The organism is Collimonas silvisoli (genome assembly GCF_018305005.1).
Classification (GTDB): domain Bacteria; phylum Pseudomonadota; class Gammaproteobacteria; order Burkholderiales; family Burkholderiaceae_D; genus Collimonas; species Collimonas silvisoli.
Genome location: NZ_JAGQEG010000030.1, coordinates 37,002 through 59,810 on the forward strand (window position 1 = coordinate 37,002; position 22,809 = coordinate 59,810).

At 57.2% G+C, this 22,809-nt stretch carries 22 protein-coding genes and 2 pseudogenes; 5 read left to right on the top strand and 19 right to left on the bottom strand.

Annotated elements, in window-relative coordinates; all coding sequences use genetic code 11:
* Nucleotides 1–17: 17 nt before the first annotated feature.
* The 4 genes from KHU33_RS10395 to KHU33_RS10410 are packed head-to-tail and all read left to right on the top strand — an operon-like array spanning nucleotide 18 to nucleotide 2,164.
* Nucleotides 18–401 carry a nuclear transport factor 2 family protein gene (locus KHU33_RS10395; RefSeq protein ID WP_211462776.1) on the top strand — a complete coding sequence of 128 codons (384 nt, stop codon included), beginning with the start codon at nucleotides 18–20 and terminating at the stop codon, nucleotides 399–401.
* Between the two features lie 47 nt (nucleotides 402–448).
* Nucleotides 449–658, top strand: a complete 210-nt coding sequence (locus KHU33_RS10400) for a hypothetical protein (protein WP_211462802.1) — start codon at nucleotides 449–451, stop codon at nucleotides 656–658.
* Between the two features lie 11 nt (nucleotides 659–669).
* Nucleotides 670–1,050: a hypothetical protein gene (locus KHU33_RS10405; protein ID WP_211462777.1), complete on the top strand. Its 381-nt coding sequence runs from the start codon at nucleotides 670–672 to the stop codon at nucleotides 1,048–1,050.
* A 58-nt stretch (nucleotides 1,051–1,108) separates the two neighbouring features.
* Entirely contained in the window at nucleotides 1,109–2,164 is a 1,056-nt protein-coding gene (locus KHU33_RS10410) for a permease (protein WP_211462778.1), read from the top strand.
* A gap of 121 nt (nucleotides 2,165–2,285) precedes the next feature.
* Here the strand turns inward: KHU33_RS10410 and KHU33_RS10415 are convergent, their stop codons facing one another.
* From KHU33_RS10415 to KHU33_RS10435, 5 genes and pseudogenes are all read right to left on the bottom strand, one after another.
* On the bottom strand, nucleotides 2,286–2,756 hold the full coding sequence (locus KHU33_RS10415) for a (R)-mandelonitrile lyase (RefSeq protein ID WP_211462779.1): 471 nt from the start codon (nucleotides 2,754–2,756) through the stop codon (nucleotides 2,286–2,288).
* Nucleotides 2,753–3,211, bottom strand: a complete 459-nt coding sequence (locus KHU33_RS10420; protein ID WP_230414177.1) for a carboxymuconolactone decarboxylase family protein — start codon at nucleotides 3,209–3,211, stop codon at nucleotides 2,753–2,755. Before KHU33_RS10420 ends, KHU33_RS10415 begins: the two co-directional genes overlap by 4 nt.
* 43 nt (nucleotides 3,212–3,254) lie before the next feature.
* Nucleotides 3,255–4,310, bottom strand: a complete 1,056-nt coding sequence (locus KHU33_RS10425; protein WP_211462780.1) for an alpha/beta hydrolase — start codon at nucleotides 4,308–4,310, stop codon at nucleotides 3,255–3,257.
* Nucleotides 4,311–4,409: 99 nt separating this feature from the next.
* On the bottom strand, nucleotides 4,410–5,846 hold the full coding sequence (locus KHU33_RS10430; RefSeq protein ID WP_211462781.1) for an MFS transporter: 1,437 nt from the start codon (nucleotides 5,844–5,846) through the stop codon (nucleotides 4,410–4,412).
* Nucleotides 5,847–5,942: 96 nt separating this feature from the next.
* Nucleotides 5,943–6,706: pseudogene (locus tag KHU33_RS10435) on the bottom strand (SDR family oxidoreductase).
* A 161-nt stretch (nucleotides 6,707–6,867) separates the two neighbouring features.
* On the opposite strand from KHU33_RS10435, the gene KHU33_RS10440 reads away from it, so the two are divergent.
* Complete coding sequence (locus tag KHU33_RS10440; protein ID WP_211462782.1) at nucleotides 6,868–7,779, top strand: LysR family transcriptional regulator; 912 nt, start codon at nucleotides 6,868–6,870, stop codon at nucleotides 7,777–7,779.
* 26 nt (nucleotides 7,780–7,805) lie between these two features.
* Here the strand turns inward: KHU33_RS10440 and KHU33_RS10445 are convergent, their stop codons facing one another.
* The 14 genes and pseudogenes from KHU33_RS10445 to KHU33_RS10510 all read right to left on the bottom strand — a co-directional run.
* Entirely contained in the window at nucleotides 7,806–9,131 is a 1,326-nt protein-coding gene (locus tag KHU33_RS10445; RefSeq protein WP_211462783.1) for an MFS transporter, read from the bottom strand.
* A gap of 122 nt (nucleotides 9,132–9,253) precedes the next feature.
* Entirely contained in the window at nucleotides 9,254–10,186 is a 933-nt protein-coding gene (locus KHU33_RS10450; protein ID WP_211462784.1) for a hydroxymethylglutaryl-CoA lyase, read from the bottom strand.
* Nucleotides 10,183–11,370, bottom strand: a complete 1,188-nt coding sequence (locus KHU33_RS10455) for a CaiB/BaiF CoA transferase family protein (RefSeq protein WP_211462785.1) — start codon at nucleotides 11,368–11,370, stop codon at nucleotides 10,183–10,185. Before KHU33_RS10455 ends, KHU33_RS10450 begins: the two co-directional genes overlap by 4 nt.
* A gap of 121 nt (nucleotides 11,371–11,491) precedes the next feature.
* Complete coding sequence (locus KHU33_RS10460) at nucleotides 11,492–12,424, bottom strand: LysR family transcriptional regulator (RefSeq protein ID WP_211462786.1); 933 nt, start codon at nucleotides 12,422–12,424, stop codon at nucleotides 11,492–11,494.
* A 91-nt stretch (nucleotides 12,425–12,515) separates the two neighbouring features.
* Nucleotides 12,516–13,199 carry a glutamate/aspartate ABC transporter permease GltK gene (gltK, locus tag KHU33_RS10465; RefSeq protein ID WP_211462787.1) on the bottom strand — a complete coding sequence of 228 codons (684 nt, stop codon included), beginning with the start codon at nucleotides 13,197–13,199 and terminating at the stop codon, nucleotides 12,516–12,518.
* A gap of 29 nt (nucleotides 13,200–13,228) precedes the next feature.
* Nucleotides 13,229–13,957, bottom strand: a complete 729-nt coding sequence (locus KHU33_RS10470; RefSeq protein ID WP_211462788.1) for an amino acid ABC transporter permease — start codon at nucleotides 13,955–13,957, stop codon at nucleotides 13,229–13,231.
* Between the two features lie 14 nt (nucleotides 13,958–13,971).
* Nucleotides 13,972–14,538, bottom strand: a complete 567-nt coding sequence (locus KHU33_RS10475) for a carboxymuconolactone decarboxylase family protein (RefSeq protein ID WP_211462789.1) — start codon at nucleotides 14,536–14,538, stop codon at nucleotides 13,972–13,974.
* Between the two features lie 20 nt (nucleotides 14,539–14,558).
* On the bottom strand, nucleotides 14,559–15,464 hold the full coding sequence (locus tag KHU33_RS10480) for a transporter substrate-binding domain-containing protein (RefSeq protein WP_211462790.1): 906 nt from the start codon (nucleotides 15,462–15,464) through the stop codon (nucleotides 14,559–14,561).
* A 44-nt stretch (nucleotides 15,465–15,508) separates the two neighbouring features.
* Nucleotides 15,509–16,852, bottom strand: a complete 1,344-nt coding sequence (locus tag KHU33_RS10485; RefSeq protein WP_211462791.1) for an aspartate aminotransferase family protein — start codon at nucleotides 16,850–16,852, stop codon at nucleotides 15,509–15,511.
* Between the two features lie 201 nt (nucleotides 16,853–17,053).
* Nucleotides 17,054–17,950, bottom strand: a complete 897-nt coding sequence (locus KHU33_RS10490; protein ID WP_211462792.1) for a MurR/RpiR family transcriptional regulator — start codon at nucleotides 17,948–17,950, stop codon at nucleotides 17,054–17,056.
* Between the two features lie 365 nt (nucleotides 17,951–18,315).
* Nucleotides 18,316–18,444 (bottom strand): annotated as a pseudogene (locus KHU33_RS10495) (amino acid ABC transporter permease); the annotation flags it as partial.
* A 125-nt stretch (nucleotides 18,445–18,569) separates the two neighbouring features.
* Complete coding sequence (locus tag KHU33_RS10500) at nucleotides 18,570–19,319, bottom strand: DotU family type IV/VI secretion system protein (protein ID WP_211462793.1); 750 nt, start codon at nucleotides 19,317–19,319, stop codon at nucleotides 18,570–18,572.
* A 227-nt stretch (nucleotides 19,320–19,546) separates the two neighbouring features.
* Nucleotides 19,547–21,079, bottom strand: coding sequence for a tetratricopeptide repeat protein (locus KHU33_RS10505; protein WP_211462794.1), 1,533 nt, complete (start codon nucleotides 21,077–21,079; stop codon nucleotides 19,547–19,549).
* Between the two features lie 75 nt (nucleotides 21,080–21,154).
* A partial coding sequence (locus tag KHU33_RS10510; RefSeq protein ID WP_211462795.1) for a phospholipase D-like domain-containing protein occupies nucleotides 21,155–22,809 on the bottom strand: 1,655 nt, incomplete at its 5' end.

Here is a 22,809-nt window from a genome sequence, read left to right on the forward strand (position 1 = left end):
CAACCTTGAAAGCAATCATGTCCCTGCCATCGCCTCTTGCCATAGTTCAAGCTCAGCTTGATGCCTATAACGCCAAAGATATCGAAGCCCTGCTGACGACTTACGCACCAGATGCCGAGCAGTACCAACTCCATGGCGAGTTGCTGGCGCGTGGCCATGAACAGATGCGATCGCGCTTCCTGACCCGCTTCGCCGAACCGGATCTGCACGCCTCCCTGATTTCACGCACAGTCATGGGAAATATCGTGATTGATTTTGAACTCATCACCCGGACTTTTCCTGAAGGCGCAGGGAGCGTCGAAATGCTCTGCATCTACGAGATTGCGAACGGACGCATCCAGAAGGCGTCGTTTGCAACTGGCAAAACCAGGTTGAATACGCCGTCCCATGCTACGGCTTAGACAACGCAGTAATTGACGATAAAAATCGCATGGACCGGAGGCAGCTTATGCAGACTAAAGCACCCGTCGCAGCTCACGAAGCTCAGCAGCCTGGCTGCCGTCTCCGCCCCGCGCAATTAGCCGACGTTGCAACTCTTGAAGCGCTGATCGCCCGCTCCGGCGTCGGCCTGAGCGTGGGTTTCTATTCGGATCGGCAGGCTGCGGCCGTGACGCGCATGAGGCGTAACATCGAAGCAAAGAAACTTCCGGCGATATGAATGGATACGGTATGCGCGGCAAGCTTTCGAATCTCCAGCTATCCCTTTATCTGATAGGGGCGGCGGTCCTGCTGGTCGGACTCTTGTCTGCCGGCTTGATCTATCGTGCGGCTACGGAACAGATGAGCGCCGCCAGCAATTACCAGGTCGTGGACGGCAATGCCTATGAAGTCGCACCCGGAGATTCCAAGGCCTATCGGCGCGATGCCGAACTATATGGCGGCACCTCGCTGATATTGATCGCTGATTTCAATCGATGGCTGGGCAACCTGTGGCATGGCAAGCGGCTGGCCTATGTCCTGGCTATCGGCTCAATCGGCGTTGCCCTTATCTGTTTCGCGGTGGCGCGCGATCAAGTCCCAGATCAAGCCCCGGATCAGCCAGAAAGATAGAAAACGCGGGTTGTGGCGGGTTATGATGCGCTGTTATTTTCTACAGGGTGAATTCTCCATGTACAGTCTATCCCCCCCATCCCGCACCCAAGGCTGGTCGTTCTGGTGGAAGCCGGCGCTGTTCGTACTGGTAGCCGTGGTCGGCCTCTATTACGTCAAATGGTCGCCCTACTACGTCAAATCCTTCCTGGCCGCAGACAAGCACAGTATCGGCGCGTCAATTCTCGACGATAAGCAAGGCGCACCCGTCGCCGCAGCGCTGAGCTACGCCAAAGTGTATTTCCTGGCAATCTGGAAAGCTGCGGTACTGGCGGTGATCCTGGGTTCGCTGCTGCAAGTGCTGATCCCGCGCGACTGGCTGCTGCGCCTGTTCGGCCGAGCCGGTTTTGGTTCGGTCTTGCGCGGCGGCCTGTTCGCCCTGCCTGGCATGATGTGTTCCTGCTGCGCTGCCCCGCTGGTGGCCGGCATGCGCCGCCAGCAGGTTTCGGTAGGCGCGGCGCTAGCCTTCTGGATCGCCAATCCGGTGCTTAATCCGGCAACGCTGGTATTCATGGGTTTCGTGCTGGGCTGGGGTTTTACCGCCCTGCGCCTGGTGGCCGGCCTGGTGCTGGTACTGGGCGTCTCGCTGATCGCGCAGCGCATTTCCGGCCCTGAAGAAATCCCTGAGCCGGCGCAAGAAGCGGTCGCTGAAGCCAGCTCGCCCGATCCGCAAAATTTCCTGGCACGCTGGACGCGCAGCCTGTGGCAGCTGTTCTGGAGCACTATCCCGGTGTATGTGCTGGCGGTACTGGCGCTGGGAGCGGCCCGGGTCTGGTTGTTTCCCCATATCGATGGCGCCATGGGCAACAGCCTGCTCTGGCTGCTGCCGCTAGCCATCGCCGGAACATTGTTCGTGATCCCGACGGCGGCCGAAATTCCCATCGTGCAGACCATGCTGGCGCTAGGCCTGGGCATGGCTCCAGCGGTAGCGCTGCTGATGACCTTGCCGAGCATCAGCCTGCCGTCGCTGCTGATGCTGCGCAAGGATTTCAACGCCAGGGTATTGGTGGCGGTGGCCTTGCTGACTATGCTGGTCGGGGTGATCAGTGGTTTGGTGGGCGCTTTGCTGCTTTAAGCGCCAATATGCGCTGGCAGCAACTGCATTGAGTGCGTTTTTTTTCAGAGTTGTAGGCTGGTCTGATCGCTTGCTTTATTCGAAGGTCGACTGTTTGTTATCGGCCAGAAGCAATTAATAGTCATTTCTCATATTGTTCGTCGGTGGCTTTCTCCATCCACGTCACGGTTTTGCCATCGAGCGACTCCGCGATTGCAATGTGCGTCATGCCAGTTGTAGGTGCTGCGCCGTGCCAATGTTTGGTATCAGGTGGAATCCATACGATATCACCTGCCCGAATGTGCCGGATCTTCCCGCCCCACTGCTGGACCAGTCCCGCTCCCGCAGTGACAATCAATGTTTGTCCAAGAGGGTGGGTATGCCATGCGGTGCGCGCGCCGGGTTCAAAAGTCACGATTGCGCCGCCGACTCTCGCCGGCGTGGTGGCACGAAACGGGGAGTCGACACGTACCGTGCCGGTGAAATAAGCAGCCGACCCGACAGTTGAGGCTTGCGAGCCGACTTCGGTGACAGTAATTTGTTCATCCAGTCCACCGGAAACGGCAGAGTTGGCAATTAACGAGGCGGCTGCCAATGCAGCGTAGGTTTTCACGGTATTCCTTTCTTGTCTTCGGCAGGCGGCTTTTTAAAAACCTCTCTCGCCACCGAAATTGCTGTCACAGCATTTGGCCACCCGGAATAAAACGCCAGATGCGTGATCGCTTCAATGAGTTCTTCTTCACTCAGCCCATTCTCGCGCGCTAAAGCAAGATGGGCACGCAGTTGATCCGGGCGATTCATGGCGACCAGTGCGCTCACGGTGACGAGGCTGCGATCCCGTTTGGATAGCTGGGGCCTCTGCCATACGTCGCCGAACAAGACGTCGTCCGTCAGCTCTGCCATTTTGGGGGCAATGTCGCCCATCAACTGCTGAGCCCGCGTCGGTTGCTTGCTAGCGCTGATCTCTGTGACAGCAACAGGCGTTGCGGCCTGGGCATACGCCTCGACCGACAGACCGCAGACCATCATGTTTGCTGTGTGGAACAGACTAATTACGCGATTTTTCAAGTGTTTCTCCCGAGTGATTTCTATGGGCCATCCGCCGTTCGCTCTAGAGAGTTCTCACGTAAAACTTGGTCAGTTTTTCCATTGCGGCGTCCACATACTTAGGTACCCAGTAGGTTTCAATATGCGTTGCGCCATCAATTTTGAACAACTCTTTATCCTTCGTTCCAGTTGCTTTGGCAAAAGCTTGCTCTGTCATGTACAGGCTATCGGCTTTGCTGCCGGCGATCATCAACAGCGGCTTGTCAATCAGACCAATGTGATCCGTGGCATCGAAACTCATCAGGTCCAACAGGCTGCCCAATGTATATTTAGGATCGGAATTCGGGTGGGCGTGGGTTTTGCCGTAGTACTCAAATCCTTGGCGATACATTTCAAACGGAAGCTTGGCAATTTGCTCGTCGGTCAATTGCACGTTGTTCGCATAGAGGATCTCCCCGCCTGCCGCTTCCTGAGCGCGGGCATTGGAGGCTTGCTGAAGGCGTTCTTGAATGGTGGATAGTTGCGAATCCATGAAGCCATTGCGGCGAACCATTCCAGAGTTGAACATGCTCAAAGTCGCAATCGATTTGAATCGTTTGTCGGTTTGAGCCGCCGCCAAAGAATATCCGCCGCCGCCGCAGATGCCGAGCAGGCCTAAACGGGCATGATCTACTCCGGGATACCGGGTGATGAAATCCGCCATTCCATGGATATCCTCAATACGGTTTGCCGGCTTGTCCACATTGCGTGGTTGGCCTCCACTCGCGCCTTGATACGCTGCATCCGCGGTGATCGTGATGTAGCCTTGTTCCGCCAACCTCTGGGCATACAAGCCTGCCGTTTGCTCTTTCACTCCGCCATTCGGATGCGCCACCACCACAGCAGGATAGCTTTTCTTCGGATCGTAGTTGGCCGGGGTATAGATGTTGGCGGAAATATCCAGGCCGTTCAGCTTGTACGTGACCGGATGAATATTGACCTTGCCCGGCATATTTTGGGTAATCGCACCCTCGTAGGTCAAAGTGAAGGGATTCTTTCTGTAATCAGCCGCATCGGCTTGGCTTGCCGAGACCGCAATGGCCGCTGCCAAGACGATAGAATTTAAAGTTGTGTGCGCCATATGAATACTCCTTGTTTGTAGAACTCAAGTTTCAGAAATTTGAATCGGTTGTTGTCGCTATTTCGGTTTGCCCACGAGCGATGAGGGCAACGATGGTGATCAGGCATCTGCCTGCATAGTTCGCACCGTATTCCGTCGAGCGATGCTGAATAAGGAAATAATCAATGCCAGCGCCAGAAGAACTGCGCCGGCAGACATCACTGTCGCAATGCGATGCGCCAGATCAACCCGGCTATCGGAAATGCCAGCGCCTCCGGCAGACGCAAAGACAACAATCAGCGTTGCCAGCCCGAGGGAGCCGCCCAGTTGATGGGCTACGTTCACCAGGCCCGAGGCTGCTCCTGCGTCTTCCGCAGCAACCCCAGCAACACCCGCAACCGTGAGCGGACTGAGCGAGGCTCCCTGACCGGCGCCAATGAGCAGCATCGGCAACGCGATACCTGTTAAATACGAGGTGTCGGCGGTGACCTGTGCCAGCCATGTCATTCCGATGACGGAGATGGCAAGCCCCCCAACAAGCAAGCGAGAATTGCCGAAACGCTGCGCCAGCCTTGGCACCATCATCGCCACCGCAAAATTCATTAGCGTCGCAGGCAAGAATGCCAATCCGGCTTGCATCGGCCGCATGCCCAATATGCCCGGCAAGAACTGTGTGGTGTAAAACCAGAAACCGATCATGCCGCCGAGGAACAGCATTCGCGACAGATAGGCGCCATTGCGCGCCAGATTGGAGAATAAGCGTAATGGCAATATTGGCTGCTGCACCCGAGACTCGTTGAAAACGAACAATGCCAACAAAATCAGACTGGCTCCCAGCGTCGCCACCGTCTGCGAGTTGCTCCAGCCACTGGCGGCGGCATTGACCAGACCATAGACCAGAGCGGTCATGCCAAACGTTGAGGTGGCGGCACCCACGATGTCGAACTGGCCAGAGCGGCGTGGTGTCTCCTGGATATACTTTCGCGCCGCCCAGATCAGGGTGATACCGATTGGCAGGTTCAGGAAAAAACCGACACGCCAGGAAAGCAGGTCAGCCAGGATGCCACCTGCCACCAAACCGACGCGGGCACTGATGCCGGCCGTCGCACCGTAATATCCGAGCGCACGAGTACGCTCGGGACCTTCGGCAAAATTTGTCGATAGCAACGCCAAGGTAGATGGCGCCAGAATGGCGGCACCCACACCTTGTACCGCACGTGCGCACACCAGCCAGGTAGGGGTTGCCGCCAGTCCGATCGCCATCGATGCTCCCGTGAATACGGCCAATCCGGTGATGAGCATTGCGCGTCTGCCAAGGATGTCGCCGGCACGCGCGCCCAACAATAGCAAACCGCCGAACGTCAGGGTATATGCGTTCTGTACCCAGGACAAGGTCGTGGCGGAGAAGCCCAAGCCGTCACGAATTTTCGGGAGACCTGTAATCACGATGGAGACATCGAGCACGATCATCAGATAGCTCGAAAGGATAATCGCGAGCAAGGGACCTCGACGTGCCAGGTGTACTTCCTCATACTGATTGAAAGTAGCCGCCTTCATAAGTGGCTCATGCTCATGCCACCGAATCCAGAAGCGAAGGCCTCGATACTGTTAAGACCAAACTTGTGTTTCTGTATTTTTTCATATTTACAAGGCTCAACCTTCTTGGCGTGTCGGCCGGAATAAGATTTCGTTCACATCGATTTCCGGCGGCTGGCTAATTGCGAAGGCGACCGCCCGTGCAAAGGACTCCGGTGGGACCGCATATTCTTCATAGAACTTACTGATAAAGCCGGCGACATCCGGCTCGGTAATGCTGCCCGGAAGGTCTGTTGCGACAGCACCTGGCGAGATCACGGTGGTGCGCAAGTCATATGGCTTCACTTCCGGCGCAGGCCTTCCGAAATCATCAGCACGGCGGCTTTGGTTGCCGCATAGACGGCACTGCCGGGCCGAACCTGACGGCCTGCAACCGATGAGACATTAATAATGTGACCGCTCTTCTGCTGTTTCATATGCGGCAGCGCTGCTGCGATGCCATACAACACGCCCTTGATGTTCACATCGATTGTTTGGTTCCAGTCATCGATCTTCAGGCGCTCAAGGGGGGAATGCGGCATTAGTCCGGCATTGTTGATCATCACATCGATGCGCCCGAAGGAAAGCACCGCTGTGTCGACCAATACTTTCACTGCTTCGTGGTCGGTGACGTCAGTTGCGACTGCGATAGCCTTTCCGCCAACGCGGGTCAGTTCTTCCGCCAATGCTTGAATACGATCTGCACGTCGAGCACCTAGCACAACTGTGGCGCCCAGCGCGGACAGGTGCCGGGCGGTTGCTTCACCTAGCCCGCTGCTTGCACCGGTGATGACGACGACTTTTCCTTCAATGTTGTTGCCAGTAGGGTTGTGCGTTTCCATACAATTTTTCCTTTTGAAGTGTCGCGGGCTAACTGTTGCCGTGTGGTGGGAGCGGATCACCGTTACACGCCTCGCGGCGTTCTAGCAAATGCAGTATAGGTTGCTGTGCAATACTCAACAATCCAGTAAAATATGCACAATCTATTGAGCAAAATTCACCTATGTTGCAAGCAGGCTTATCCGAACTCACGGCTTTTGTTGTTATCGCAGAACAGAAAAGCTTTCGTGCGGCTGCACGCGGGATGGGAGTCTCGCCATCGGCATTGAGTCACGCCATGCGGAACCTCGAAGAGCGACTTAACGTGCGATTGTTCAATCGAACAACCCGCTCGGTCGCTCTTACAGAGGCGGGCGAGCAGCTACTCCGACGTGTTAAACCCGCTATCACCGATCTGGCGGACGCAGTGAACGAAGTCGCGTCTGCCATCAACCGTCCTTCCGGATCGATACGTATCAGCGCGTCCGAAGCCGGCGCCAGGCCTTTGGTGCGCCACGTACTTCCAGACTTTCTGAAGAAATATCCTGATATTCATGTGGAAATCGTTGTGGATACAAGATTCGTGGATATCGTGGCCGATGGTTTTGATGCAGGTATGCGGATATTGGAAGACGTACCGCGCGACATGATCGCTATTCGACTCGGCCCCGATATGCGGTTCGCTGCAGTTGCGTCACCAGATTACCTCTCCAGGCACGCGCCGCCGAAGACGCCACAGGATCTGGAGCACCATCGATGCATACGTTTTCGGTTCGCGAGCGGTGCACTCTATCGTTGGAATCTAGAACATCAGGGTGCAAATGTGAACATGGATGTCGCTGGACCAATGACACTTGGTAATACCAACCTGATGGTAGATGCAGCATTGGCTGGAATTGGCATAGCCTGGGTACCGGATTATCACGTGAAAGAGCATTTGCTATCAGGTCGCCTGATTCAGCTACTTCCGGAGTGGAGTCCTTCCTTGCCAGGCTTGTGTCTCTATTACCCGGCTAACCGCCACCCGCCGACGGCACTGAAACTGTTTACGCAGGCCGTGCGTGAGTGGGCAAGCCTTGACCAATCCACACAATGAAAATCAGCAATTAAGCGCTTTGTACACTACTCTTTTTGCTGCAGCTTTTCCGGCAAGCCGTACATCAGGATCAACGCACATAACAAGGTCATGCCGCCGATCGCATACAGTGCCGGCGTAGTGCTGCCGGTGAGATCCTTGATGCGTCCCACCATCACCGGACTGACAATGCCGCCGAGCTGACCCAAAGTGTTGATCAAGGCGATCCCACCGGCCGCACCGGCTCCCGTGACCAGCTTGGGCGGCAATGCCCAGAATGCGGGAATAGCCGCAACCACGCCGGTGCCCATGACGCCCAGAGCAACGATCAGCAGGATAGTCTGCTTGTCAAACAAGCCCGCAGCGAAAAAGCCGACGGACGCCAGCACCATCAGGCCGACCACAAACTTGCGCCGCTCGCCGCTGGCGTCAGACATGCGGCCAACCAGAACCATGCAGATTGCGCCGCACACGTAAGGTACGGCGGTAAGCATGCCGATGATGCTGGGGTTTTGGGTCCCCGCGCTCCGGATCAGGTGCGGCGCCCAGAAATTCAGGCCGTAGGAACCGACCTGGATCAGGAAATACACCAGGCCCAGCGTCAGAAATCCCGGCGTTTTGATTGCGCTGAGCAGCGAGTGTCCGCCGTCGCGTGGATTGTGTTGGGCGATGCAACTGCCTAGCAGTTCCTTCTCCGGCTTGGATAGCCAGCCGGCATCTTCAATCCGGTCCTTAAGTTGATTCAGCACCACCAGGCCGAGCAGCACGCACGGCAAGCCGCCCAGCATGAACAGCCAGTGCCAGCCGCGTATCCCTAATACCCCCTCCAGATTCCCCAGGATCAGGCCCGAAACAGGCGCGCCAATCAGGCCCGCGAAGGCCGACGCCAGGAACAGCAAGGACGTAATGCGGCCGCGGAACGTGGCGGGGAACCACAGCGTAAGGTAATACAGTACGCCAGGGGCGAAGCCCGCTTCCATCATCCCGATCACAAACCGCAGTCCATAAAACTGCCATTCGCTGGAGACGAAAATCATCGCCGCCGTGGCCAGCCCCCATGAAATCATGATGCGGGCGATCCAGCGACGCGCACCGACTTTGTAGAGGAACATATTGCTCGGCACTTCGAACAACACATATCCGACGACGAACAAGCTGGCACCGAGACCATACGCGGTATCGCTCAAACCCAGGTCGCCCTGAAGCTGAAATTTGGCGAAGCTGATATTGATGCGGTCAAAGAAGGCGAACAGATAGCAAATCATGATCAACGGCATGATCCGCCATGCCACCTTGCGAATGACAGTGGATTCGTCAACTGCTGCAACTACTGGAATACTGCCGGCAGATAAAGTGCTGGTGCTGGGGTTCATAATGTCTCCATCCCGACACATCTAGGTGTCGATTTTTTTAAGATTTAAGAAGCGATCGGATCAGCCCTCGCATCACACGCTTGGCCGATAAAAAAGCAAGTAAATGGCAGTAGGTAGAGTCTTTAAAGTCCTCCAGGCGCCGGATGTAAATCGCAATTCCGCCCGGCCTTGGCGACCTGCCCCGGTACTTCGTGGCCCAGCAATGCAGGTAATGCGCGCGACATGCCAATCAATTTCGGCAAATCAATCCCTGTTTCGATTCCGATTTCTTCGCACAGATTCACCAGGTCCTCGGTGCAGATATTGCCCGAAGCGCCGGGCGCAAACGGGCAACCGCCAAGGCCGCCAAGCGCGGCATCAAAGCGGCGTGCGCCCGCCTCATACGCTGCCAGCACATTGGCCAGACCGAGTCCGCGGGTGTTATGGAAATGCAGGGTCAGGGCCGACGCCGGCAACCGTAAGAGCACCCGTTCGACGAGGCGGGCCACCTGGCGAGGATTGGCCATGCCGGTGGTATCGGCCAGCGTGATTGCCCCGATTCCCAGCTCCAGATAGTGTTCGACGATAGCCAAAACGCGGTCTTCATCGATCTTGCCCTCGAACGGACAACCGAACGCGGTGGCGATCGTGCCGTTGAGCGTCGCCGCAGTACCGGAGCTCAGCGCCAGGATGTCGGCAAACGCCGCCAGCGAGTCCTCGCAACGCATCCGCATGTTGGCAAGATTGTGCGTCTGGCTGGCGGACATCACCAGGTTCAGCTCGTCGGCGCCAGCCTGCAAGGCGCGTTGCGCGCCCTGCATGTTGGGGACCAGCGCAACATACACCACGCCAGGCTGGCGCCGGATGCGCGCGAACACTTCTGAGCCGTCGCGTAGTGCCGGAATGGCTTTGGGCGACACGAAAGACCCCGCTTCGATTCGCGTAAAACCGGCACTGGACAGTTGATCGATGAGCGCCACCTTGTCGTCGGTCGGGACCCAGGTCGGCTCGATCTGCAGGCCGTCGCGCGGCGCAACTTCCTGCACAATAAGCCGCTCGGAAAAATTGCCGATCATTGGATTACACCCTCATCTCTTAAGCGTTGAATGTCGCTGTCGCCAAGACCGAGCTCGGCCAGCACCTCAGACGTATGGGCGCCGAGCGCCGGTCCTTGCCAATTGACTTGGCCCGGGGTTTCCGAAAGCTTGGGCACGATGCCCGGCATCTTGACTTTGACCCCGCCGGGCAATTCTGCCGACAGGATCATGTCGCGCGCCTGATAGTGAGGATCGGCAACGATATCGGCGACCGAGTAGATGCGGCCGGCCGGCACCCCGGCCTGTTCCAGCGTGGCTAGCACGCTTGCAATCGGGTGCGCCGAAGTCCAGCCGGCAATCGCCGCATCAAGCAAGGCGACCTGGCCGACGCGCCCGTCGTTATGCTCGAAATTCGGGTCTTCGGCCAGATCGGCGCGGCCAATCGCCTGCATCAGGCGCTTGAAGATCGGATTGCTGTTGCCGGCGATGACCACGTAGGCGCCATCGCGGGTCGGATAGGTATTGGAGGGAGCGATGCCGGGCAAAGCGCCGCCGCTGCGCTCGCGTACGTGGCCGAGCAGATCGTATTCCGGCACCAGGCTTTCCATCAGGTTGAAGACGCTTTCCACCAGCGACACGTCCACCACCTGGCCCAGGCCCTGGCCGGTCTTGACGCGCAGCACCGACATCAAGGCGCCCATCACCGCATGCAGCGACGCCAGCGAGTCGCCCAGACTGACGCCGACGCGGGCCGGTACGCCAGCGGGCTCGCCTGTGGTGTAGCGGATGCCGCCCATGGCTTCGCCGATGGCGCCAAAACCAGGCCGGTACGGCCCGGTTTGGCCGTAGCCAGAGATACGCACCATGGTCAGCCTGGGATTCAAGGCGTGCAGAACGTCCCAGCCCAGGCCCAGCTTCTCCAGCGCACCCGGCTTGAGATTTTCGATCAGGACGTCCGCCTTGCCGGCGAGGCGCTTGACGATCGCTATGCCTTGCGGTGACTTCAGATTGATCGAGATGGATTTCTTGTTGCGCGATTGCAGATACCACCAAAGCGACGTCCCTTGGTGCAGCTTTCTCCATTTTCGAATCGGATCGCCGTCAACGGGGGCTTCGATTTTGATCACTTCAGCGCCGAATTCCGCCAGCATGCGCGCCGCGAACGGCGCCGCGATCAACGTGCCGATCTCAATGACACGAATACCTTTGAGAGGTCCACTCATTACAGTCTCCTTCTATCGTTTTTTGTCAGGATAGATAAAGACCGGGACGCGCGTCCAACCGTAAATTTTCAAGGAGCGTTCGCCAAATCAGAACGCTCGCGGGCAGCGAGGGCCGCTGCGGCTACTTGTTTGGCTGCACTGCCCGCGCTTCAGCCGTGCGCAAATGGTCAAATAAGGCTTGGGTCACTGGCGATAAGCCCTTGACGTCGCGCACTACAATTTTGAGTTCCCGTTGTGCCCAGTCGTCGTCCAGTGCCACCGATACCAGGCCGAGCGGACGCCCGATCGCCAGATAAACGTCGTACGGGATCACGCCCAGTCCCATCCCCACCTGCGCCATCCGGCACACGGCGTCGAATCCCGGAACGTGGATCGGCATCTTTAACGATCTGCCCGCTGCATGCGAGGCCAGGTGGGTGCGGGTATTAATCGAGCTGTCGGCATGCAAACCGACATGATCACTGTCCAGTGTTTCGGCAAATTCAACGCGGCTGCGATGGGCCAGCGGGTGATCGTCGCGCATGACCAAGACTAGCTGGTCGCGCCTGTACAGTTCCGAGTGCAAATCGCGGGTATCGACGTCACCCGAGCAGATGCCGATGTCGGCCCAGCTGTCCTCGACGCCCTTGACCACGCTGCCGCTGGGCCGCTCTTCGAGGTCGAGTTTCACCTGCTCATGCAATTGGATAAACGCCCTTAAATCCTCCGGCAAAAATTCCACGATGGCCGACAGATTAGCGACCATCCGCACATAGCCCCTTACGCCTTGCGCGTGTTCGGCCAGCTCCAGGCCGATTTTTTCGACACTGAGCAACATGCGCCTGGCATGCGTCAGCAGTGTTTCGCCCGCCGGCGTCAGATCCATGCCTCTGGCCTTGCGTACGAACAGCGTAACGCCGATCGCCTGCTCCAACTCAAGCAGCCGCTTGCTGGCAGCCGAAACGGCGATCGCTTCACGCGCCGCTGCGCGGGTGAGCGTGCCTTCCTCGTAAATCGACAGGAACAGTTGCAAGGTGGTGAGGTCGAGACGCCTCAAGAGATTGCTTAATGCCACGTAGTTAGGTGCCGAAAGTGGATGTATGCCTACTTTATAACAAGTTATTGATGCCGCTGGCAACGCCTTCAGACTTTATGCCTATATTGAATCACGCTGCAAGCTTCTTTTTGTACCGCCTCACCATCAGAGAAATACTGAAGCAAATAATAAAATACACCGCACCGGCAACAAACAGCAATTCAATGATGCGGCCATTGCGTTCGCCGATGCTGTACGCTCGCCCAAAGAAATCGGCAAGCGCGCTGACATAGACCAGCGAGGTATCCTGGAACAACACGATGCCTTGCGTCAACAGCAAGGGAATCATGTTGCGGAACGCCTGCGGCAGGATCACCAGACGCATTGCTTGCGGGTAGTTCAACCCCAGCGCAAACGCAGCATTGATCTGCCCGCGCGCCACGCTGTTGATGCCGGCACGGATGATTTCAGAGTAATACGCGGCCTCGAACAAGGAGAAGGCCACCAGCGCCGAGGTCATGCGCAAATCATTCGATGCCGACAGATTGAACAGTTTCTGCAACAGCTGCGGCACGATCAGGAAGAACCACAACAGCACCATCACCAGCGGAATCGAGCGGAACAGATTGACGTAGCCTAGCGCAAACCATTGCAGCGGCTTGATGCTGGACAAGCGCATCATGGCCAGCATGGTGCCCCAGACGATGCCGAAGGCGATCGCCACGGCAGTGATTTTCAGCGAGATCAGCATGCCGTCGGCCAGTACATTGATCGCCGCCGGGGTAATGGCGCTGAAGTCGAATTGATAGCTCATGGCGTTCTCACCTGATTTTCACCGGGTTCTCACTTAGCACCCGCCAGACCCGGCAGGCTGGTCTTGTGTTCGATCCAGCGCATCAGGCTCATCACGCTGATATTGATCAGCATGTAGGCCACCGTCACTGCAATGAACGCTTCGTACGGCTGCGCGGTGTAGTCCACCAGTTGGCGGCCCTGTGCGGCGAGCTCCAGCAAGCCGATGGTGGACGCCACTGCCGAATTCTTGAAAATGTTCAGGAACTCGGAAGTCAACGGCGGCAGCACGATGCGGAACGACATCGGCAGCAAAACATAGCGATAGGTCTGCGCCAGCGTGAAGCCGACTGCCAGGCCGGCATTTTTTTGCCCTTTCGGCAATGATTCGATCCCGGCGCGCAGCTGCTCGCAAACGCGCGCGGCAGTGAACAGGCCGAGGCACAGCATGGCTGTCACGAATTGCTGCGCCATCGGGTTGAGCGCTTTGATCGCATCGCCGAAAGGCAGAATCTCCGGCATCGCAAAGTACCAGATGAAAATCTGGACCAGCAACGGCACATTGCGGAACAGCTCCACGTAACCGGCTGCGAGACCGGCCAGCCATTTATTCGGCAAAGTGCGCATGATGCCGAGCACGGTGCCAATCGCCAGCGCAATCAGCCAGGACGCCAGGCCAAGCGACAGCGTGACGCCCAGCCCCGACAGCAGCCAGTCCAGATAACTTGTATTGGCGCTCGGCGCTTGCAGAAACACATTCCAATGCCACTGATAGTTCATGCTGTCTCCCGCTCTCAGTCCGGCTCGGCGAACGGCAGCGTGGTCTGCCCTTCTGCGCGCATATCGAACACATTCAAGGTCATGGCGACCAGCGCGTAATAGCCCAGCAACCCCACCAGATTGACCACGACCGCCAGCCCGAAGCGTTTGCATGCCGCTTGATAGGTCATCTCGGATACCCGCTTGCGCGCATACAATTCGCTGGCGAATTGCCACACCAGGCGCTCATCCTGATCGACGAAATCCGGCGTTGCGCCGATTCTGCATTGCTCGGCAATATCTGCCGACAAGCCGGCCTCGATCGCAATCGGCAGATGGATATGCCACTCCGCCTGAGATTGCCATTGCGCCGCCGTGGCCAGGATCGCCAGCTCCGACAGGCGCAGCGGAAAACCAGTCTCATAGCGGCAGTAAGCCCCGAGCCGCTGCGCCAACTCCCCCAGTTGCGGGCTGTGGATCCAGGCCACGAACGGCCCGTTCAAGTTCTTGCGCGGGCCGGCAGCGATTGCATCCAGCAGCGCCTTCTGCTCGCTCGTCATCTGCTCCCGCTGCAAGGGCGGCAAACGGCTTGGCTTTTCCATATCGGCCTCTCCTGTTCTGTTCAATCCATCGGCTTGTCGCTCGGCGTCGCGTACAGCTTCGCCACCGTTTCCGACATCGGGAAATTGAAGCTCACATTCTTGGGCGGGATTGGCGAAGTGAACCATTTCGCGTACATCTTCTTGATCTCGCCGCTCTTCATCAGATCGCTCAGCGTGGCATCGACCAGTTGCTTGAATTGCGGATCGTCCTTGCGCACCATGAAGCCATACGGTTCGGCGCCGAACGGCGTGCCGACCAATATCCAGTCGGCAGGCTTCTGCGCGGTAGTGCGGGCGCCGGCCAGCAGTACGTCATCCATCACATAGGCGGCTACCCGGCCCGATTGCAAAATCAGGAAGGCTTCGCCGTAATCCTTGGCGCTCTGGATCTGCATGTTCATCTTGCGATGCTCATTCAGATTGCGCAGCAATTGCTCGGAGGTGGTGCCGGCGTTGGTCACTACCGACTTGCCTGCGAGGTCGGCGAAGTCTTTGATGCCGCTGTCTTTCCTGGTCAGGATGCGGCTGCTGGCGACAAAGAAATTGGTGGCGAACGACACTTGCGACCAGCGATTCTTCAAATTACTGGTGACGCCGCATTCCAGGTCAATCGTGCCGTTCTGCAGCAAGGGCGTGCGGTTCTGCGACGTCACCGGGATCATGCGCACTTCCAGATTCGGCTGCGCCAGCTTGAGCTTGACGTTGTCGATAATTTTCTGGCACAGATCCTGCGAATAGCCAATCACCTTCTGGTTTTCGTCATAGAAGGAAAAAGGGATGGAGCCGGTGCGATGGCCGATCGCAATCAGCTTGCCGTCCTTGATTTTTTGCAGGGTCGGGCCAAGACTGGCGTCTGCCGCCAGCGTACAGGCTGATGCCGACATCAGCGACAACACGACTGCGGCATGGAATAGATGACGTTTCATTGCGACTCCCTCAATGTGGAAAATACGGCTCGGCAAAATACGATTCAACATCTGGCTGCCGTAGCGCCAGCGGTTGCGGCGTTGATCGCCGGCAGCAGGCGATTGACAATCTCGTCGATATCGGCGGCGGTACAGATAAACGGCGGCGCCAGCAGGATATGGTCGCCTTGCCGGCCGTCGATAGTTCCGCCCATCGGATACACCAGCAAACCGTTCGACATGGCTTCCGATTTCACCCTGGAATGGGTGCGGCGGGCCGGATCGATCGGCGCTTTGCTGGCGCGCTCGGCCACCAGCTCAACGCCGACAAACAAGCCGCGGCCCCGGATATCTCCGACATGGGGATGATCCGCCAACGCCTGGCGCAGGCGCGCGCGCAGCTGTTCGCCACGGGCTCGCACGTTGCTCAACAAATCGTCCTCTGCAATGGTCTTTTGCACCGCCAACGCAGCCGCGCAGGCCGTGGCGTGTCCGATGTAGGTGTGGCCATGCTGGAAAAAACCCGAGCCGGCTGTCACCGCATCAAAAATACGATCCGAGCAGATCATCGCGCCTATCGGCTGATAACCGGCGCCCAAACCCTTGGCGATCACCACCATGTCCGGCTCCGCGCCATCTTCTTCGCAAGCAAACAAATAGCCGGTGCGCCCCATGCCGGACATGATTTCATCCAGGATCAGCAATACGCCGTATTTGTCGCAGACGGCGCGTATCTTCTTGAAGTAATCCGCCACCGGCGGCACCGCGCCGGCAGTCGCGCCAACCACCGTCTCGGCGACGAAGGCCGCAACCTGCTGCTCGCCCAGCGTCAGAATCTTGTGTTCCAGCTCGTCGGCCAGGCGCTGCACGTACTGGGCGTCGGTCTCGCCGTTTTCCTGGTCGCGATAGGCGTAACACGGCCCGACATGATGGGCGGTAATCAGCAGCGGCAGGAAGGCTTCGCGGCGCCAGGCGTTGCCGCCGATGGCCAGCGCGCCAAGCGTGTTGCCGTGATAACTTTGGCGGCGGGCGATGAAATACTGACGTTCTGCTTGCCCGATCTCGACAAAATACTGCCGCGCCAGCTTAAGTGCGGCCTCCACCGCCTCCGATCCGCCCGACAGGAAATAGACATGGTTCAGCGATCCCGGCGCCGCCGCAGCCAGCATGCTGGCCAGTTGTTCCGCCGGCTCGGTGGTGAAGAACGAGGTGTGGGCATAAGCCAGAGTATCGACTTGCTGCTTGATTGCCTCGATCACCCGCGGATGCCCATGCCCGAGACACGAAACCGCAGCACCGCCGCAGGCATCGATGTAGCGTTTTCCTTGCTGATCGATCAACTCAATACCTTGGCCGCCGACCGCCACTGGCATTTTTTGCTTGGGATTCCGATGAAAAATCTGGGTCATTTTGACATTTCTTCAGTTAAAGGCGTAATGCAACGTATGTTGCATAATTCAACTAAATTGCAATATAAATGAAGATAGACCCACCCGCAACATATGTTGCAGATTATTTTTAAAATATTCTATTTGGTGCAAGCGCAACCATTCTGAGACAGACAAAAAAAGCCGGCTGACACCGGCGTATCTGCTGCATGCAAAAAACGGTTATTTGCTGTTAGGCCTCAAATAAGCGCCGGTGCGATGCAAGTCGCGCTCCGCGATTTCCAATCGTTTGACGGCTTTTTCATCATCGATTGAGATCACCAGTTCGATCAGGCTCTCTGCAACAGCTGTTGCAGCAGCCATCGACGGGAAGAAGGACGGACTGTCGTGAGAAAAAAGGATGGTGTGATCGGCCTTGAGCGCGAAAGGCGCCACCACGCTGTCGGTCAGGGCAATCAATTTGCTGCCGGCAAGCTTGGCGGCGTCCGCAACCCTTACCGCTTCCGCCGAATACGGGGCAAAACTGATCACGACTACGGCGTCGCCGGCGGCAATTGCGCGTAATTCAAGTTCCAGGGAGCCGGCGCCACCGTTGACCAGGCTGACCGAACTGCGAAACAAGCGGTACAGATAGTGCAGCAAGAATGCGATCGAGAATGCGGCGCGGAAACCGGCGACGTGAACATGCTTGGCTTTTACCAGGGTTTTCGCCGCAGCCAATAATTGATCGGCGCTTTTCGGCTCGGACGCGTCCAGATTGGCGCGCTGCGCGGCGAATATCTCCGCAATCAAGTTATCGCTGTTGCTGCGCTTGACGATGTTCTTGGCTTTAAAGGCATAGGCCTTGGGATCGCCGGCCAGCCGCTCTACAAACAAGGCGCGCAAGTCAGCCCAGCCGGCAAAACCGAGATATTGCGCGAGCCGGACAAAGGTCGAAGGCTGCACCCCCGCCTTTGCCGCAATCGCACGCATCGTCGAAACCGCCACTTCACCGGGATTGTCGAGTAAAAACGCGGCTCCCGCCTGGAACTGCGGCCGCATATCGGGATAACAATTGCGGATCAATGCTTCCAGGTCGCTGAAAATGGCGGGAGCTTGATTCTGGGTTTCAGTAGTCATGGTGCTGCTTGGGTTCTTGTTGTCACGGTGTTGATAGTAGCAAAATATTGCCGAAATCTGTCAACCGGCAACAAATGTAGCAGTCTTAGGCGATCGAGCGCCGCCGGCAAATTAGGCTCGATGAAACGCTTCTCTACATGCTTATCGACGTTTATCATGGGAATCTTGAAAGCAAAACTGACACGCCATGAACGACAACGCCCCTGAATTTATCCAACCCACTTTGGTCGGCGACACAATTGAACTCCAGCCCCTTCAGCAGGAACATGCATCGGCACTGCTAAACGCCGCGGCAGACGGTCAATTGTGGAACATGAAGCTGACCGTCATTCCTGGCCCCGAAAGCGTCGACAAATACATCGCTACCGCATTGCCTGCGGGTAGTTCAGCCCCAGTACGAATGCCGCATTGATCTGCCCGCGCACCACGCTGTTGATACCGGCAGGGATAATTTCAGAGTAGGACGCGGCCTCGAACAGGGAGAAGGTCACCAGCCCCGAGGTCATGCGCAAATCATTCGATGCCGACGAGCCAGCCGATTTGTGTACAGCTAAGCAACGCGGTGATCTTATTATTGAAAACTCGCGTGTCTTGATCGGCCGATTTTCTGAGCGGTCAATCACTTGCTCGGAGAGGCCGGCGGCGGCGTCATTTTACCGATAGCGGCAATCTCTTCTTCGATGCCCTTACGCATGGTCGTGAGCTGATATTGGCGCCAGGCGAACACCCCCAGCACCGCAACCGTCACCCATACCGGAATATCAAACAGCAGCTTGAATTTCCCCCCGCTTTCTCCCCGCCAATGCGGCGACAATTCCTGCGGTACCGGCTCACGTCCTGCCATATACAACTGATACAGGTTTTTCCGCATCGCCTCCAAATGCCGCGCGCCATTCGCGTCTGTGCAGTACCGCCCCTTGAAGCCAAGGCTGAGATTGTCTTCGATGCGGGTAATGTGGCCGAGACTGAGTTGGCTGTGCTGGTGATCGCTTTTAAACTGGCTTTGTATCTTGCCTTCAGTGTCATCCATCACCAGATGATTGCTGCGGCCGGCGGCGTTGTTGCCGCCGCTTTTGCTCAGCTCGCGCGAGCGGAAACCGGGTAGCGCGCTCTGGCCGGGCAACGACCAGGCCGGCAGATTCATTTGATTGTGCACCCGCCCGGTGCAGATCGGCAGGTCGGGATTGCCGCTGATGAAATCGATCAAGACTTCCTGTTTTATCCTGGGGATATGACTCGCCCCCAGTTGATTACCTGGCCAAGGGCTGGAAACCCTTACCCAGCAACTGCTGTCTTGATCGCCTTGTCTCAGGCGAGACCACTGAAACTGCACCTTGGTAAAATTAATTCTCGTCGAACGTCTTCTCATCAACAGTACAGCCGATTTTCTTGACGGCTAAATTAGCCGCTGTGTCCAACCGGGGAGCGGCAAGTTCGCCGGATGTGGATCAAAGGTTTTTAAAGCCATATTGCGCGGTAAAGTGGGTTTCATGGAGCAAGCGTTCAGCGTGACCATGACAAGCAAAAAACACAGCATCGAGCGGTAGAAACCGAGGTATGGGCTACCCCCCTTATGCTCAAGTGCGGGGAGACGATTCATGCGCTGGCAGCCTCTATCAGTTGCCAGGTCACCAGATGGCTATCTACCGCTATCAGCCAATCTTGATCCGGTTCCGGAAAACGCTGTCCCTGCACTACAGCGGCCTGCCGCCAGCGCCAGTTCACCAGGGATTTCAGCGGATGCTCTGCTGGTATCGTCGGTTGCCAGACGCCGCTGTATGGACACGGCTCGGCGCCGTTGCACAAGGTCATCGCGGCCGGATTAGCCTGCGCCACGCGCCACAGGCCGCCAAGCAATTGGGCCGGCAATGCCCGTGGCGGCACTTGTTGCGGGACGCCCATGTAATGCCACATGATGCGGCCGTCATTCTGGGTCAGGCCGGCGCGCAGGTCGGCAAACGGTTCGCCACGCGCATACTGTTGCGGAACCTGGTCTTGATCCCAGAGGCGATGCTCTTGGGTACGTGGACTGAGCAGTTGCGGCAGCCAGTAGCCACTGAAGCGAGCGGTGGTGCTTTCATATTGCGACGTGACTTGTCTGCCATCGCTTGTTTCAGCAACCAGCGGCATGGCCTCTTTCGGCAGCACCCAGCCTTGCGGAATGTGGGCGCGGCCGGACAGGTTGGCGCCGGGCGTGGCTGCCGGCGGTGGCGGCGCAGGCATGACCGGCTTGGCGGCGTTGATCAGGGATTCGATCTTGCTGTCCCATTGGGGGAGTGTTGCGGGAGGCAGGGGCAGGATCTTATCGAGGTTGGGGAAACGCAGATCGGGGTTGTGGTAAAGCGCATCGCCTAAGGCGCCGTAGCGTTCGGAACGAGCGGTGTCGATGAAATTATTGGTAAGAGGGGCATCATGGGCGCGAAAACTGGAAGAAAGTGAATTTGCACAATCTTCGCATCCCATTTTGACGCCTTCGTGCAGAATTTTGAGCGCACGCGAGTGATCCTTATCGGTATTATCCAAGGTCAAACCAAGTTCATATGCCGCTTTACCATAGCCTTGTGCAAAAGCACATTCCAGCATTTTGAGTCCTATCTTACGATTCCCCCAGAATCCTTCTTGCGGGTTGTCGTAGGCGGCTTTAAGCGCTACCCCTAAAAAGGTCTGCGCACTGGGATTTCCCTTATCCGCCGCCAACTCCCAAAAACCATAGGCGCGGCTCATATCGCCGGTGACACCCGCGCTGTTTTGATGGAAGCTGCCCATCAGATCAAAGGCGGCCGGAATACCCAGCAGCATCCCTTGCTCCACAATTTGCACCGCGCGTTCCGGGTCAGCCGCGACTTCGTAAGGCGCAAAGCCATCGCCATTAATCAACACCCCCGCCAGGTTCATCATGGCTTTCCAGTGTCTCTTATTCGCGGCTTGTTGCCACAGCTCTACCGCTTTCGGGTAGTTGCGCTGCTTCGGTGGTAAATCACGGCTGGTCATGCGCAAACCTTCCTGAAACCAGGCTTCCGCTTGGGCGTCAATCGGCGGCACGTTGTTAACCTCGTACTGACAAGTAAAATCTTTGCGATGTGGATCGAAGGCTTTTAAAGCCATATTGCGCGGTAAAGTGGGTTTCATAGAGCAGGCATTCAAAGTAAAAGTGGCGAGTAAAAGGCAGATCATCAAGCGGCGTAAGTGATGCATGGTTTGTCCTTAACCATGCCGGAACGTGACTTCGCGCAGGTCGCGGAAAGGAATTAAAAAACCAGTGATAGGAGCATTGGCTGTCACGTTATCTTTATTTCTATCCATCAAATCTTTCCAATCCTTAAAGGCATTAGCAATCGCCGTTTCACTACCATCTCCACCATCAGCATTCCTCACTCCGCCCGCATGCTGCCCCCACACCCGCTTGCGCAGTTCAGCAGCCTTGGCCGCATCATCGGTCGTCATATTGATCTCGCTGTCGCCTGCCATGCTGCGCAAATTCATGTTGGCGCTACCCAGCGTGATGAACGAATCGTCAATCACCATGAGTTTGCTGTGGATGTAGACTTGCCGGTAGTTGGAGACTTGCTTAGGCAAAGGGCGGCCATTGTTGCGGGTGATCAGCCGTGCCAGCAGCACCTTGAGCCCCAATGCCTCGATCTCGCCCGTCTTCGGGTTCTTGACCGGCTCCCGTACCCGTTCCGAGGTCTGCAGCAGCGGGCCTTTGATCGGCGTCAAGCCCGGTTCTGCCATCTGCTGTTCCGGGCTGAGCTTGTTCCAGTAAGCGACGTCGGCATCGTATTTTTTCTGGGCAGCCTCGATCACGCTTTGCTGCCCTGCACGCTTCCTGGGATCGGCTCCGGTCATGCTCTGGCCTTCGCCGAGACTTTTCACAGTGTCATAGGTGCGCGGCACCATGCCGTCGTCTTCCGGCTGGGGAATCACCACAAACAGATGCAGCAGCTTGCACTCGCACGATTTTTTCCCCGCATCGAGCGACCATTGCGTAAAGTTGGCGCGCATTTTTTTAAGATGCCGCACCCAGCGCTCATAAAAGAAATACTGGTTTTCTATATACAGATAATTACGCGCCAGACCCGTCGCCTGGAAGTAGGCGCTCTTGATGGTTTTATCGCCTTCTTCCGGTTGCGTGCGCACAATCTGTATCGTGGAGCCGCGCGCCGTGGTCGGCAGGCTGGGGGGGACTGCCTTGCTTTCTCCCTGGTGCGGCTGACCCTTGGCGCGTAACCATGCGCTTAAAAAATTATGATGCACATCCCGCAGGGCCGGACCTTGAATACGGCTGACATAATCATGCAACGGATCACGGCTGACCGGATGGGCATTGCCAAGCGCTTTAGCCGTGGCGGACTTCAGCCCCCAGTCGGTCTCTCGCAATGGCGTGTCAAACAAATGCTCCGGCGTATCCCAGTAGTCGCTGGTGGAATTGAGGCCCATTACATACCCGACTGCCTGTTTGCCGCCCAGATAGGCATAGTCGATCCGGATCGTTTTTTGGTGATGGGTGCCATTCTTGACGATCAAGTCGTGCTCATTGATCAAACCGCCATGGCTTGCTGCCACGGTGCTGGGCATATCTTCCGGGCTGGCCGGGTCTTTCAGATTGCTCAGAATCGCACTGGGGTTGCCTTTGCGTAATTTGACTTCCAGATTGGCGATCTTGCCGAACAAGGCATCGCGCCACCATTGCACACAAAAATCCTGGCGCAATTGTTCGGGACTGCGGGAATCACGGCCCAGCACCGGCGGCGGCTGATAATAGACCCCGGCAGCAGCGGCATCTTCGGCGCTGGTGGCGGGGGCGTTGATGAGATAACCTTTACGCTGGTCGCCGGTGTAGCCAACCAGGTTGTTCTGTA